The organism is Paenochrobactrum glaciei (assembly GCF_039522165.1).
GTDB lineage: Bacteria > Pseudomonadota > Alphaproteobacteria > Rhizobiales > Rhizobiaceae > Paenochrobactrum > Paenochrobactrum glaciei.
The window spans coordinates 970,371-985,379 of the sequence record NZ_BAAADE010000001.1 but is presented as its reverse complement, the minus strand read 5'-3'; the positions used below and the strand labels follow the sequence as shown (position 1 = coordinate 985,379).

The following is a 15,009-nucleotide window of genomic DNA, read 5'->3' as shown; positions in this document are numbered from 1 at the left end:
AGTTCTTGCCTGCCAGAAGCAGGGGTTCTTCAGTGAGGCCCATATGAATGACAGAAATTGCCATGAATGACAGAAGTTGTATCGTAACGCGTGAGAGCGGCTCTGTCGAAAACATGATAAGGTTTGTCGAAGGGCCCGATGGTTCGGTTGTGCCGGATCTGAAAGCGAATTTGCCTGGGCGCGGTTGTTGGGTTACAGCCGAGCGCGGGAAAGTGGATGAGGCTGTTAAGCGTAATTTGTTTGCGCGCAGCTTTAAAAAGGGTGTAACGGTTCATCCAGATCTTGGCGCGCTGGTCGATCAGCTGCTGACAAAGTCTGCGATTGGTAGTTTAGCCCTTGCCCGTAAATCTGGTGTGGTCGTAACAGGCTCCGCTAAGGTTGATGCGGATATACGTTCAGGCAATGCAATTATGGTGTTGCATGCTTTGGAAGCTTCGCCGGATGGCGTGAGAAAACTTGATCAGGCCCGCCGTGCTGTGATCCATACGCTGGGGCGTGACATCCCCGCTTTCTCTCTTTTCACAGGAGAGGAAATGGATTTGGCATTCGGGGGTGGAAATGTGATACATGCTGCCGTGCTCCAAGGAATGGCGGCGAACGGGTTCGTAAAGCGGGCGCAAATGTTGCGAAATTATCGCGGGTTGAGCGCAGCGAATTCGGAAAGTGAAACGGCGTAGGCCGTCAGGGAAACGGAAACGGAATGAGCGACAGCAAATCTAACGACGACAAGACGCTGGGCGTCGATAACAAAAAAACGTTGACCCTTAAACGGTCAAACGTTGAACAGAGCACCGTGCGCCAAAACTTCAGCCACGGACGCACGAAAGCTGTCGTCGTGGAAACGAAAAAACGCAAGTTTTCGCGACCAGACGACAAACCGGCAGCAACTGAAGCTGTAGCGGCTAAGCCAGCTGAAACCCCTGTTGCGCCGCAAGCGGCTGCACCTGTGGCGCCAGCTCCGGCACCAGCTGCTCCGGCAGCGCCTGCTGCTCCGGCTCCGGTTTCGGCACCAGCTGCTGAAGTGAAGCCTGTTGTTGTAAAGCCTGCGGAAGCGCCGGCTCCTGCAAAACCAGTTGAAGCAGCCAAGCCTGCTGCACCTAAACCTGCGCAGCCACAGGCATCTGCTCCGGTACAGGCGCAGCCACAACGTGGCGGCCAGCGTCAAGGACAGGGCCAAGGTCAGCGTAATCAGGGCGGTGGTCGCCCGCAGCGTGATGGTCAGCAGAACCGTTCGCGTTCGAATAATCAGGGTGGCGCAGTACTCAACACCTTATCACGCAACGAAATGGACGCTCGTCGCCGCGCATTGGAAGATGCAATGGTGCGCGATGCGGAAGAGAAAAAACGTGCCGCTGAAGAAGCTGTTCGTCAGGCTGCAGAAGATGCACGTCTTGCGAAAGAGCGCGAAGAAGCTGCCCGCTTGCAGGCTATTGAAGACGCACGTCTGAAAGCTGAAGCGGAAGCCCGTCAGGCTCAGGAAAAAGAAGCCGCGAAAAACGCACCTGCTGCCGCTGCACCAGTGCGCAATACACAGCCACGCTCTGACAATCAGCGTGGTGGCTCTTCACGTCCTGCTCCTGTTGCAGCAACACCGATGGATCAGGTTCCGCAGAAGCCAAATACATCGGGTGCGCTGTCACGCAGCAAAAACAACAATAATGACGATGATGATCGTCGTGGTCCAGGTGCCCGTCGTGGCGGCGCTGCCACACCTGCAAAACCTGAAGTGCGCGCACCAAAGGTTGTGAAGGGTGAAGAAGATCGCCGTCGCGGTAAGCTGACACTCAACAGTAATTTGGAAGAAGACGGTGCACGTTCACGTTCATTGTCTGCGATGCGTCGCCGTCAGGAAAAATTCAAGCGCTCCCAGATGCAGGAAGTGCGTGAAAAGATTTCCCGCGAAGTGACTATTCCTGAAACCATTACCATTCAGGAACTGGCACAGCGTATGACCGAGCGCTCTGTTGATATCATCAAATATTTGATGAAACAGGGTCAGATGATGAAGCCGGGCGATGTGATCGATTCAGATCTGGCACAGCTGATTGCAGAAGAGTTTGGCCATACCGTTAAGCGCGTTGCTGAATCTGACGTTGAAGATGGTATCTTTAACGTAGAGGACAACGAAGGTGCATTGTTGCCACGTGCGCCGGTTGTGACCATTATGGGTCACGTTGACCACGGTAAAACCTCGCTTCTCGATTCGATCCGTAAAGCCAATGTTGTATCGGGTGAAGCTGGTGGCATTACCCAGCACATCGGTGCTTATCAGGTTGAACAGAACGGTCAGAAGATCACTTTCATCGATACACCTGGTCACGCTGCATTTACACAGATGCGTGCGCGTGGTGCACAGGCAACCGATATCGCCATTCTGGTGGTAGCAGCTGATGACAGCGTGATGCCGCAGACGATTGAATCGATCAATCATGCTAAAGCCGCTGGCGTTCCGATCATTGTTGCTATCAACAAGATCGATAAGCCGACTGCTGATCCGCAGAAAGTTCGCACAGCCCTGTTGCAGCACGATGTGTTTGTAGAAAGCATGGGCGGTGAAGTGCTTGATGTGGAAGTATCCGCCAAGCAGCGCTTGAACCTCGACAAACTGCTTGAAGCAGTTCTGTTGCAGGCAGAAATTCTGGATCTGAAAGCGGATCCTGAGCGTACTGCTGAAGGTGTTGTCATCGAAGCGCAGCTGGATCGCGGTCGCGGTGCTGTTGCTACCGTTCTGGTTCAGAAGGGTACTTTGCGTCCGGGCGAAATCATCGTGGCCGGCAGCGAATGGGGCCGTGTACGCGCTCTGGTCAACGACCATGGCGATCACGTCAAAGAAGCTGGTCCTGCAATGCCGGTCGAGATCCTCGGTCTGTCTGGCACACCTCAGGCTGGTGACCGTTTCGCGGTTGTTGCTAACGAAGCGAAAGCACGTGAAATCTCTGAATATCGTCAGCGTCTGGCTCGTGACAAGGCTGTTGCCCGTCAGACCGGTATGCGCGGTTCGCTCGAACAGATGATGTCGAACTTGCAGGATACCGGCCTCAAAGAATTCCCGCTTGTCATCAAGGGTGACGTGCAGGGTTCTGTTGAAGCGATTATTGCTTCGCTCGATAAGCTGGGTACTGACGAAGTTCGCGCACGTATCGTTCATGCGGGTGCCGGTGGTATTACCGAGAGTGATATTGCTTTGGCTGAAGCTTCAAACGCTGCCATTATCGGCTTTAACGTACGTGCTAACCCACAGGCGCGCGCTGCTTCTGAACAGCAGGGCATCGAAATCCGCTACTACAACATCATCTACGATCTGTTGGATGACGTGAAAGCAGCGATGTCGGGTCTGTTGTCGCCAGAACGTCGTGAAACCTTCATCGGTAACGCGGAAATTCTTGAAGTCTTCAACATTACCAAAGTTGGTAAAGTGGCTGGTTGCCGTGTTGTTGATGGCAAGGTTGAGCGTGGTGCTGGTGTCCGTCTTATCCGTGATAACGTTGTTATCCACGAAGGTAAGCTCAAGACACTCAAGCGCTTCAAGGATGAAGTATCCGAAGTGCCGATGGGTCAGGAATGCGGTATGGCCTTTGAAAATTACGATGATATTCGCGCAGGCGACATCATTGAAGCCTTCCGCGTTGAGCATATTACCCGTACGCTCTGATTGGACGGCTTTTGAGAAGCTAATTGCGGGCGTGCGCGGCATTAAAGCTGCGCACGCCGTTTCTTCTTCTGCAAGCAGAATGAGATTTTAAATAAGATTGCATGCGACTGCTATAATCCGCCTGTGTTCCATGATTGAACGAGCCGGATTTGATATGCTGGCGGGTCTGATCCCCGCAAAGTATGGTGCAAAAAGCATCCTGAAGATGCGAATGAATTTTCAGACGGATGCACGCTAAACAAATAAACAGAGCATTTCCTTTTGTTGTAACAAAGCCGGAATGTTCTCGAATAATAAAAATCGGGATTTAAAACCATGTCACGTCATCAAGGGAATGGCCCTTCGCAGCGCCAGCTTCGTGTGGGCGAACAAGTGCGCCATGCAATTGCGCAAGTGCTGCAACGCGAACAAATTCACGACGATTTGCTGGAACAAACAGTCGTTTCCGTATCCGAAGTGCGTATGTCGCCGGATTTGAAAATTGCCACCTGCTTTATCACGCCTTTGGGTGATGTTGATGGTCAGGCAGTGGTTAAGGCGCTGGCCAAACACGCTAAATTCTTGCGTGGTAAAATGGCGCCATATTTGAGCCAGATGAAATATATGCCGGAATTCCGCTTCCGCATTGATACAAGCTTTGACAATTTCTCGAAAATTGATGCCCTGTTGCGCTCTCCTGAAGTCGCCCGCGATCTTGATCAGGCAGCAGATGACGCTGACGCGTTTGATACCAAGCCTGAAGGCGGAGCAGAATAAGCATGGCAAGACGCGGTAAGAAAAAAGGCCGTCCGGTTTCCGGCTGGGTTATCTTTGATAAGCCGAAAGGCATGGGTTCGACTGAGGCCGTCTCAAAGATAAAATGGCTTTTTAATGCGGAAAAAGCAGGCCATGCCGGCACGCTTGATCCACTGGCCTCCGGCATGTTGCCGATTGCATTGGGCGAAGCCACCAAGACCGTTCCTTATGTTATGGACGGCACCAAGGTTTATCGTTTCCGCGTTGGCTGGGGCGAGCAGCGCTCGACTGATGATATGGAAGGTGTTGTGACACATTCTTCGCAACAGCGTCCTTCGCGTGAAGAGATATTAGCTGCTGCCGCTCAATATGTTGGTGTTATCAGTCAGGTGCCGCCACAGTTTTCAGCCATTAAAATTGATGGCGAACGCGCTTATGATCTGGCACGCAGTGGTGAGGCGGTTGAAATTCCATCCCGTGAAGTGGAAATCGACAGTCTTGATTTGGTGGAAATGCCGGATGAGCATTTCGCCGAATTTGAAGTTGTCTGTTCTAAAGGCACTTATGTTCGCTCGCTTGCCCGCGATATGGGGCTCGATCTTGGCTGCTATGGCTATATTGCCGAATTGCGCCGTATCGAGGTTTCGCCGTTTACGGGTGAAGATTTGGTGACATTAAGCGAGCTGGAGCAGGTCTGGCCGCCGATGCCGCCAAAACCGGAAGAGGGCGAGGAAGTTGAAGATCGTCCGTTTATCGTGCGTGATTTTTCAGCCCTTGATGCTTTGGTGATTGACACTTTGGCGGCACTTGAATGTCTGCCGCAAGTGCCTCTGTCTGATGATCAGGCGCATCGTGTACGCCTTGGTAATCCGGTGATTTTGCGTGGCCGTGATGCGCCGTTGGAAGCTGATGAAGCGTGCGTCACCACCAAAGGTAAGCTTTTGGCTATTGGCCTGATTGAACAAGGTCAGTTCAAGCCGAAACGCGTTTTCACATCTCTTTAATAACATATTCCGGCGGCATGACATTCATGCCGCCGGAGTTTGTTTTGCCTGCCATGAAATAAGACGTTCGCATGAAACAGCCCTGTTGAAATGGCTGATGGCAAAGGCTGAAAGCCAATTAAACGCGACACGCTCTAGTAATATTGCCTTATTTCGATTATATGCACTGCATTGGTTTTGTATTTTTTAAAAATACAGACTCATTTAAACGGCCTTAGCTGGACGACATCCCGGCTCGGGCATCCCATTTCCCTCTCTTTAGAAAGGTATTACGATGTCGATTACAGCAGAACGTAAAGCAGCTTTGATCAAAGAATACGCAACGAAGGAAGGTGACACTGGTTCGCCTGAAGTTCAGGTTGCAGTTCTTTCCGAGCGCATTTCAAACCTGACCGAGCACTTCAAAGGCCACAAGAATGATAACCATTCACGTCGCGGTCTCTTGAAGCTGGTTTCCCAGCGTCGTCGTCTTCTCGACTACGTAAAGGGCGTTGATCAGGCTCGTTACCAGGCGCTCATCAGCCGTCTTGGCCTGCGTCGCTAAAATAAATTACGGGCGATGTTTTTTAAACGTCGCCCGTTACTCTATGGGCTTGATGAAAAAGCCCTGAAATGATCGTCATGGGGCAGGATTGCCGGTGGTTTTAGTCAAAGATGCTGTTTGCTTAAAACCACTTGTTGTCTTGCCCATGGCCATTAAGCCAACCAGTGGGGTGCTTGCTGCATAAGATTGCGCAGCATCTCCAATTGAAGGACATATGATGTTCAATACCCACAAAGTGGAAATCGAATGGGGCGGTCGTCCGCTCATTCTCGAAACAGGTAAAGTTGCCCGTCAGGCTGATGGTGCAGTGATTGCCACTTACGGTGAAACAATGGTTCTCGCAACTGTCGTTTCTGCCAAGGAAGCAAAGCCGGGTCAGGATTTCTTTCCGCTGACCGTAAACTATCAGGAAAAGACCTATGCTGCCGGTAAAATTCCGGGCGGTTATTTCAAGCGTGAAGGCCGTCCAAGCGAAAACGAAACCCTCGTTTCCCGCCTGATTGACCGTCCGATCCGTCCGCTTTTTGCTGATGGCTATAAGAACGACACACAGGTTGTTCTGACCGTTATCCAGCATGATCTGGAAAACAACCCTGACATTCTGTCGATGGTTGCTGCTTCTGCTGCTTTGACCCTTTCCGGCGTTCCTTTCATGGGCCCGATCGGTGCATCGCGCGTTGGTCTGATCAACGGCGAATATGTGCTCAACCCAAGCATTGATGTTCTGCCGGAATCCAGCCTCGATCTGGTTGTTGCCGGTACATCAGAAGCTGTTCTGATGGTTGAATCCGAAGCGCAGGAACTTTCCGAAGAGCTGATGCTCGGCGCTGTGATGTTCGGTCACAAAGCATTCCAGCCTGTTATTGATGCAATCATCAAGCTTGCTGAAGTTGCTGCTAAAGAACCACGCGAATTTCAGGCAGAAGATCTGTCCGACCTCGAAGGCAAAATGCTGGCGATTGCAGAAGATGATCTGCGCGCTGCTTACAAGATCATCGACAAGCAGGCACGTTATGCCGCTGTTGATGCTGCCAAGGCAAAAGTTAAAGCCCACTTCCTGCCGGAAGATGCAGAAACAACCGAATTCTCCAAAGAACAGGTTGATACTGTATTCAAGAGCTTGCAGGCTAAGATCGTTCGTTGGAACATTCTGGATACCGGCAGCCGTATTGATGGCCGTGATCTGAGCACTGTTCGTGCGATTGATTCACAGGTTCGTTTGCTGCCACGTACCCACGGTTCGTCGCTGTTTACCCGCGGTGAAACACAGGCTTTCGTTGTTGCCACACTCGGCACCGGTGAAGATGAACAGTTCATCGATTCTCTGACCGGCATGTACAAGGAATCATTCCTTCTGCATTACAACTTCCCGCCATATTCCGTTGGTGAAACCGGCCGTATGGGTTCGCCTGGCCGTCGTGAAATCGGTCACGGCAAGCTGGCATGGCGCGCAATTCATCCGATGCTGCCTGCCAAAGAGCAGTTCCCGTACACCCTTCGCGTTGTTTCGGAAATTACTGAATCAAACGGTTCTTCTTCGATGGCAACTGTTTGCGGTGCATCGCTTGCTCTGATGGATGCCGGTGTTCCTCTTCAGCGTCCGGTTGCAGGTATTGCAATGGGTCTGATCAAGGAAGGCGACCGTTACGCAGTTCTGTCCGATATTCTGGGTGATGAAGATCATCTGGGCGATATGGACTTTAAGGTAGCCGGTACAGAAAACGGTATTACCGCTCTGCAGATGGACATCAAAATTGATGGCATCACACAGGAAATTATGCAGATTGCGCTGGAACAGGCTAAGGGCGGTCGCGTCCATATCCTCGGCGAAATGGCAAATGCACTGAGCGGTTCACGTGAAGAGCTGGGCGAATTTGCACCACGCATCGAAGTTATGAATATCCCGACCGACAAGATCCGTGATGTGATCGGTTCCGGTGGTAAGGTTATTCGTGAAATCGTTGAAAAGACCGGCGCGAAAATCAACATCGAAGATGACGGCACCGTTAAAATTGCTTCTTCTTCGGCCAAAGAAATCGAAGCTGCTAAAAAGTGGATTCATTCCATTGTTGCTGAACCGGAAGTTGGCGAAATCTACGAAGGTACAGTTGTTAAAACTGCTGACTTCGGTGCATTCGTAAACTTCTTCGGTCCACGTGATGGCTTGGTACACATTTCACAGCTCGCTTCTGACCGCGTTGCCAAAACCACTGATGTGGTCAAGGAAGGCCAGAAGGTTTGGGTTAAACTGATGGGCTTCGATGAGCGCGGTAAAGTTCGCTTGTCGATGAAAGTCGTTGATCAGGAAACCGGCAAAGAAGTCGTTGCTGAAAAGAAAGCAGAAGCAGACGCTGAGTAATCAGTGACTGGCTTTGTATTTCAAGAAAGCGCACCCAAAAGGTGCGCTTTTTTATTCATCTTAATTTGATGCAGGTGATGCGAAAATGATTTCAGGCGCGCAACAGACATTATTTCTACCTTTTGACCATGAGATTTTTGACATGCCGGAAGAAGGCGCGCGCTTTCTTGCCTGCGGTATTGCTGCTGACCGGACATTGGACGCATCATGGAAAGCAGTGCTGACCTGCCTGCAACCACAGCGGCCGGATTTTCTGGCGCTGGAACGCGAAGGCTTCCAAGCCGTGCCGCGTCTGGAAGGTGATGAGAGCTTTGATGGCGGCCTGTTGCTGCTTGGCAAACATCGAGGCCGTAACGAAGCATGGCTTGCCGAGATTTTGGCGCGGGTTAAGCCAGGCGGAACGATCATTGTTTCAGGCGATAAAAAGCTCGGCATTGATAGTTTTCGTAAGCTGACAAGCGGCATTGCCGACATTGAAGACCGGATGTCGAAAAACCATGCGGTGGCTTTTTGGTTCAGACGCCCAGCCAATATTACGGATGAGCAATTGGCGGGCTTAAAACCGGCACACAACCTCGTGGACGGGCTTTATTACACGCAAGCGGGCATGTTCTCATCAAATGCGGTTGATCGCGGCTCGGCGCTGCTTGTGCCTTTTATGAAGGATATTCTCTTTGGTAATGTCGCTGATTACGGTGCCGGATGGGGCTATTTAAGCGCACAGGCCTTGGCGCAGGCGCCGAAACTTGAACGCCTTGATCTTTATGAGGCTGACTATGAATCGCTTCAGGCGGCGCGTGAAAATTTGAAGCAGGCTGAAAAGCCGGTCAATTTTCATTGGTTTGATCTGACCAAAGAAGCGGTTACCGGTATTTATGATACGGTGATTATGAACCCGCCTTTCCATGAAGGGCGCGCGACAGATGTTTCTTTGGGACAAAGCTTTATTAGTGCTGCGGCCAGACGTTTGAAAACCGGCGGGCGTTTGCTGATGGTGGCCAATCGTCAGCTGCCATATGAAGCGGTACTGAAAGGCTCTTTCCGTGTCGTCAATTTGTTGAAAGACGAGGGCGGCTTTAAGGTGATCGAAGCGCGTAAATAGCGCGTTTCTCATTGCTGTTTTGATACAAAAACGCCGCCTTAGTTTTAAGGCGGCGTTTTTTGTTTTGGTATTTTTAGTCGTTGCTGGTGTCAGGCACTTTTTTCAGCTCATCAATGGATGGCATCGAAACGATATTATAGCCTGAATCCACAAAGTGAATTTCACCGGTCACACCGCTGGAGAGATCAGACAGCATGTAAAGCGCTGCTTTACCCACATCATCAATATCAACGGTACGGCGCAGCGGCGCATTGCGGCGCTGATAGGTGAAAATTTCGCGTGCATCACCAATACCGGCACCTGCCAGCGTGCGCACAGGGCCTGCGGAAATTGCATTAACGCGGATGCCCTGAGGGCCGTAATCGGAGGCCAGATAGCGAACCATCGCTTCAAGAGCAGCTTTAGCCACGCCCATTACGTTATAGTTCGGGATTACGCGGGTGGAGCCGCCATAGGTGAGCGTCAGCATCGAGCCGCCGTCTTTCATCAGCTTGGCAGCGCGCTGCGCCACTTCGGTGAATGAATAGGCAGAGATCACCATGGTGCGGCTGAAGTTTTCGCGTGTTGTTACATCCGCATAACGGCCTTTCAGCTCGTTCTTGTCGGAGAAACCAATGGCGTGCACAACAAAGTCCAAACCACCCCATTCTTTTTCAATGGTTTCGAACACTTTGTCGACCGAGGCAATATCTTCCACATCGCAAGGCAGTACGAATTTAGAACCGGCCTGTTCAGCCAGTGGCATAACGCGCTTGCCCAATGCTTCGCCCTGATAGGTAAATGCAAGTTCTGCGCCCTGATCGGCGAGGTTTTTTGCAATGCCCCAAGCGATTGAGTGGTTATTCGCGACCCCCATAATCAGGCCGCGTTTGCCTTTCATAAGACCTTCCATATATTTTCTCCGTCAGTCCTGATAGCGCTGGAAAACCAGCGTCGCGTTCGTGCCCCCAAACCCGAACGAGTTGGACAGGACCGTATTTATTTCAGCATTATCAATACGTTTACGCACAATCGGCATATCGGCAAAAGCCGGATCGATTTCTTCAATATGTGCGCTCTCGCAGATGAAGTTGTTGTGCATCATCAACAGCGAGTAAATGGCTTCCTGAACGCCGGTTGCGCCCAGCGAGTGACCGGTCAGGGATTTGGTTGCAGCAATCGGCGGGCAATTGTCGCCGGAGCCGAAAATCTTGCGGATCGATTCAATTTCCGGTGCGTCGCCGGCAGGGGTCGAGGTCGCATGCGGGTTGATATAGTCGATTTTGCCTTTAACAGTGGAAAGCGCCATCTGCATGCAGCGCAATGCGCCTTCGCCGGATGGGGCAACCATGTCGTAACCGTCAGATGTCGCACCATAGCCAACCACTTCGCCGTAAATTTTGGCGCCGCGTGCAAGGGCGGTTTCGAGGTCTTCCAGCACCAGTACACCGGCACCACCGGCAATCACAAAACCGTCGCGGTTTTTGTCATAGGCACGCGATGCTGTGGACGGGGTGTCGTTATATTTTGAAGACATGGCGCCCATGGCGTCAAACAACACGGACAATGTCCAGTCGAGGTCTTCACAGCCACCGGCAAACATACGATCCTGCTTGCCGTACTGGATCATCTCAACCGCATTGCCGATGCAATGGTTGGATGTCGCGCAGGCAGAAGAAATCGAATAATTGATGCCTTTGATTTTGAAGAAGGTTGCCAAAGTAGCAGACGCTGTCGAACTCATGGCTTTTGGCACAGCAAAAGGACCAACGCGTTTCGGGCCTTTTTCACGGGTGATGTCAGCTGATTCGACAATCGTGCGTGTCGAAGGGCCGCCGGAACCCATAATAATGCCGGTTCGCTCGTTAGAAACCTGTTCTTCGCTCAAACCTGCATCAGCAATTGCCTGATCCATGGCAATGTGATTCCATGCCGTACCACGGCCATGAAAACGCATATTGCGACGGTCAACCAGTGCTTCAATATCAATTTTTGGTTCGCCATGAACCTGACATCTGAAGCCCAGATCGGCATATTCCTGCGCCCGGCTGATGCCGGATTTCGCTTCACGAAGCGAGGCTGTCACCTCGTCGGTATTGTTTCCAATTGAGGATACGATCCCCATTCCGGTGACGACTACACGCCGCATAGCGCTCTCCTTTGACACCTGTGCCGTTCTTAAGTTGCTATCAGAACAGATAGGTGTGTTCTTCACATGTTTTGAGCGCGGCGTTAAAGAAAATTACTTTTCTGAACGCCACGCTCATGAAAATTTGCCCAAATTTTTATTCTGGAGCAATCAATATTTTATAAAACTGACTTATTCGGCTGAACTGTCTTTGGAAAGTCCGACGCGCAGATCTGAAGCCGTATAAATTGTTTCACCATCCGCTTTAAGCCAGCCATCAGCTGTACCCAGTACCAGACGACCACGCATAACACGTTTAAAATCAATGCCGTACTGAAGTAGCTTGGTGTGCGGACGCACCATGCCTTTGAACTTTACTTCGCCGGTTGAAAGCGCCATGCCGCGACCAGGCTCACCGAGCCAGCCGAGGAAAAATCCGGTCAGCTGCCACATGCCGTCAAGGCCAAGGCAGCCAGGCATGATCGGGTTGCCCTGAAAATGGCACGGGAAGTACCAATCATCGGCCGATACATCATATTCAGCGCGAATATAGCCTTTGCCGTGTTCGCCACCGGTTTCTGAAATCTCGGTGATGCGGTGTACCATCAACATTGGTGGTAGCGGGAGCTGGGCATTGCCTGGACCAAACAATTCGCCGCGAGCGCAAGAAAGGAGCTCCTCGTACCCGTAGCTCGATTTTTGTTCTGCCATTACGCCTCCAAATCAAATTCTGTCTGTGACCGTCCATGCCGGTCATGAATGATACGTTTATGTTGTAAATAGTCTTAGCACAGACTGTTTCCAACAGTAAAACCATCCTGATAGCTTTTTCCCGCAATCAATGCTATGAGGAAGGCTATTGATAGTATTATTGTGACTGCATATATCAATGGAGCAGGCCAATGAGCAACACTTCGTTGCATTTTTGGCAAATTTGGTACGAGCTGTAACGGATAAAACGTGAATATACCTGTTTTGCATGCAGATTCGATGTTGATGGAACACCGTTTACGTGACGCAGGTTTGCGGCCTACACGACAACGAGTTGCACTTGCCAGTTTGATTTTCGCACGCGGTGACCGCCACTTATCAGCCGAAGAGCTGCATGAAGAGGCTGTGGTTGCTGACGTGCCGGTTTCTCTGGCCACCGTTTATAATACGCTGCATCAGTTTACTGAAGCGGGCATGTTGCGCATCATCGCCATTGAAGGTGCCAAAACCTATTTTGATACCAATATTTCTGATCACCAGCATTTCTTCCTTGAAGGAGAAAATGTAGTGTTTGACATTCCGCACAGTGCGAAAGGCCAGCCGGTCGTGGCTAATATGCCTGATGCGCCTGAGGGCATGGAAATTGTCAATGTGGATATTATTGTGCGTCTGCGCCGTAAAAGCTGACAAAACTTTTTAAATCCGGCTTTTCAACACGGAATTTAAAAAAAGCTCATGATGGATATCATGAGCTTTTTTATTGTCTGGATTAGGTTTGTTGTCAAAGATGAGGCTTAATCAAAAACCTCGCCCGGATAAGCGCCCCAAATTTCGCGCTGCGGCAGCCAGCCGCGCACTTTATTGACTTCCAGACGGCACCATTCGCCATTGCATTCACGGATATTGGCAATAACGCCACCTTCAACATGGGCAATGATTGATGCTGTTGGTTCAGGGGAAGAGCGCAATTCCAGCAATCGATCAGACTTTTCCCAAGGGGCGGTCATCGCAGTGCGCTTGCCTGATAAGAGTGACTGGTAGATCCAGCCCTCAGTGCCGTCAGCATCACGGATACGGCGCCAATTGTCATATTCCTGAATGATCTCGACCGGCAGTCCGGCTTTCATGAAAAGCCAGGATACGGCATAATCGCGGCCGGGCCCCACGCGAATATTGGCGCGTGCCGGTTTCAAACTGACAAAACGAGGCAGGGGCAGGCCGCTTTTGCCCACCGGTGTGTCGATTTTTTCTTCAGATTGCGCGTGTGCAGGCATGTTCAGGCTGAGACCTAAAACGGTGGCTGCGACTGCGACAGTGATGAATTTCAATAGTTGCGCAAGAAAAACCCGGTACACTTATCCTCGCTTTGACCCTTTTATTCGCGTCATTTCCACCGGCTGCAAGCAGCTTTAAGCTGCTTGCAGCCGGTTATTTCAGGCACGGATTTGCATGATGATGTGAAATTGCTGCATCATGAACCCGTTTTCCTTTGTCTTTGTGAATGCGCCTTGATAGATAAGAAGCGCATGAAGCTTTTTGTGATTTTGCACCTTCTTGGTTAAGGAGGTCTCAACACAGATAAATTCGCTGTGGATTCGACCAAAAAAGAGGTGAATATGTCCGTCAGGAAGAAGCCGCTGGTTGTTCTTGCTCGCAAATTGCCCGATTCGGTTGAAACGCGGATGCGGGAACTGTTTGACGCGCGGCTGAATATTGATGACCACCGCATGACGCAGGCGGAAATCGTTGCGGCATTGAAAGATGCGGACGTGTTCGTGCCGACGATTAATGACATTATTGATGCATCAATGATTGAACAGGCGGGGCCTGATCTGAAACTGATTGCCAATTTTGGTAACGGGGTCGATAATATTGATGTGGCTGCCGCTGCAAAGCGCGGCATCACTGTCACCAATACGCCCAATGTGCTGACTGAAGATACGGCCGATATGACGCTGGCTTTATTGCTGTCCGTGCCGCGTCGTCTGGTCGAGGGCGCAAACTCTTTGCATGAAAATGATGGTCAGTGGCCGGGCTGGTCGCCTACATGGATGCTGGGACGCCGTATCTGGGGCAAGCGCATCGGTATTATCGGTATGGGGCGTATCGGTACGGCTGTTGCACGGCGTGCCAAAGCTTTTGGCATGTCGATCCATTATCACAACCGCAAAAATGTCAGTCCGAAGGTCGAGGAAGAGCTGGAAGCGACCTATTGGGACAGCCTTGATCAGATGCTGGCGCGGATGGATATTATTTCTGTCAACTGCCCGTCGACACCGGCAACATTCCATTTATTATCAGCACGCCGCATCGCCTTGATGCAGCCGCATGCTTATGTGGTGAATACAGCACGTGGGCAGATTATTGATGAAATGGCGCTGATCGAGCAGATCGAGCAGGGCAAGCTCGCAGGTGCAGGTCTGGATGTGTTTGAACATGAGCCGGCGGTTAATCCGCGGCTGTTGGAGTTGGCCAAAAAAGGCAAAGTCGTGATTCTCCCGCATATGGGGTCGGCCACCTTGGAAGGGCGTATTGATATGGGTGACAAGGTCATCATCAATATCCGCGCCTTTGTTGACGGACACCGTCCGCCGGATCGTGTGCTGCCTAATAAGGTCTGATTGGGGTCAAAATAATTGATAAAACAAGGGCTGCTCCTGATAAAGAGGCGGCCTTTTTTATGTGGTCTTGATGTATAGTGTTGAAATTAAACAATAATTCGTATGGGTGTGACAATAGTGCCAAATATTATATTTTACATTAGTAATATTGAAATTTTATAAGTTTTTAGCGAT

13 protein-coding genes are annotated in these 15,009 nt (G+C 50.9%); 9 read left to right on the top strand and 4 right to left on the bottom strand.

Going from position 1 to position 15,009, the window contains the following annotated elements; all coding sequences use genetic code 11:
• The first annotated feature begins 47 nt into the window (after positions 1-47).
• The 7 genes from ABDZ76_RS04615 (at position 48) to ABDZ76_RS04585 (ending at position 9,396) form a co-directional block, all read left to right on the top strand.
• Positions 48-677, top strand: coding sequence for an RNA-binding protein (locus tag ABDZ76_RS04615; RefSeq protein WP_343801929.1), 630 nt, complete (start codon positions 48-50; stop codon positions 675-677).
• A 23-nt stretch (positions 678-700) separates the two neighbouring features.
• Positions 701-3,652, top strand: a complete 2,952-nt coding sequence (gene infB / locus ABDZ76_RS04610; protein ID WP_343801925.1) for a translation initiation factor IF-2 — start codon at positions 701-703, stop codon at positions 3,650-3,652.
• 315 nt (positions 3,653-3,967) lie between these two features.
• Positions 3,968-4,408, top strand: coding sequence for a 30S ribosome-binding factor RbfA (gene rbfA / locus ABDZ76_RS04605; protein WP_343801922.1), 441 nt, complete (start codon positions 3,968-3,970; stop codon positions 4,406-4,408).
• Positions 4,409-4,410: 2 nt separating this feature from the next.
• Positions 4,411-5,391: a tRNA pseudouridine(55) synthase TruB gene (truB, locus tag ABDZ76_RS04600; protein ID WP_343801919.1), complete on the top strand. Its 981-nt coding sequence runs from the start codon at positions 4,411-4,413 to the stop codon at positions 5,389-5,391.
• Positions 5,392-5,665: 274 nt separating this feature from the next.
• The gene (gene rpsO / locus ABDZ76_RS04595; protein WP_343801916.1) at positions 5,666-5,935 is read left to right on the top strand and encodes a 30S ribosomal protein S15; all 270 of its coding nucleotides are present in this window, start codon (positions 5,666-5,668) and stop codon (positions 5,933-5,935) included.
• A gap of 217 nt (positions 5,936-6,152) precedes the next feature.
• Positions 6,153-8,294: a polyribonucleotide nucleotidyltransferase gene (gene pnp / locus ABDZ76_RS04590; protein ID WP_343803091.1), complete on the top strand. Its 2,142-nt coding sequence runs from the start codon at positions 6,153-6,155 to the stop codon at positions 8,292-8,294.
• A gap of 85 nt (positions 8,295-8,379) precedes the next feature.
• Positions 8,380-9,396, top strand: a complete 1,017-nt coding sequence (locus tag ABDZ76_RS04585) for a methyltransferase (protein WP_343801913.1) — start codon at positions 8,380-8,382, stop codon at positions 9,394-9,396.
• 73 nt (positions 9,397-9,469) lie between these two features.
• On the opposite strand, the gene fabI is transcribed toward ABDZ76_RS04585, so the two are convergent.
• The 3 genes from fabI to fabA form a co-directional block, all read right to left on the bottom strand.
• Positions 9,470-10,288, bottom strand: coding sequence for an enoyl-ACP reductase FabI (fabI, locus tag ABDZ76_RS04580; RefSeq protein WP_343801910.1), 819 nt, complete (start codon positions 10,286-10,288; stop codon positions 9,470-9,472).
• Positions 10,289-10,300: 12 nt separating this feature from the next.
• Positions 10,301-11,524, bottom strand: a complete 1,224-nt coding sequence (gene fabB / locus ABDZ76_RS04575) for a beta-ketoacyl-ACP synthase I (protein ID WP_343801907.1) — start codon at positions 11,522-11,524, stop codon at positions 10,301-10,303.
• A gap of 171 nt (positions 11,525-11,695) precedes the next feature.
• Positions 11,696-12,214 (bottom strand): 3-hydroxyacyl-[acyl-carrier-protein] dehydratase FabA, encoded by a 519-nt coding sequence (gene fabA / locus ABDZ76_RS04570; protein ID WP_343801904.1) that lies wholly within the window; start codon positions 12,212-12,214, stop codon positions 11,696-11,698.
• Positions 12,215-12,493: 279 nt separating this feature from the next.
• Here fabA and irrA point away from each other — a divergent pair, with 279 nt between their 5' ends.
• Positions 12,494-12,901, top strand: coding sequence for an iron response transcriptional regulator IrrA (gene irrA, locus ABDZ76_RS04565; RefSeq protein WP_374844557.1), 408 nt, complete (start codon positions 12,494-12,496; stop codon positions 12,899-12,901).
• 107 nt (positions 12,902-13,008) lie between these two features.
• Here irrA and ABDZ76_RS04560 read toward each other — a convergent pair whose 3' ends face one another.
• Positions 13,009-13,569 (bottom strand): SH3 domain-containing protein, encoded by a 561-nt coding sequence (locus tag ABDZ76_RS04560; RefSeq protein WP_374844536.1) that lies wholly within the window; start codon positions 13,567-13,569, stop codon positions 13,009-13,011.
• A gap of 261 nt (positions 13,570-13,830) precedes the next feature.
• On the opposite strand from ABDZ76_RS04560, the gene ABDZ76_RS04555 reads away from it, so the two are divergent.
• On the top strand, positions 13,831-14,835 hold the full coding sequence (locus tag ABDZ76_RS04555) for a 2-hydroxyacid dehydrogenase (protein WP_343801901.1): 1,005 nt from the start codon (positions 13,831-13,833) through the stop codon (positions 14,833-14,835).
• Positions 14,836-15,009: the final 174 nt, after the last annotated feature.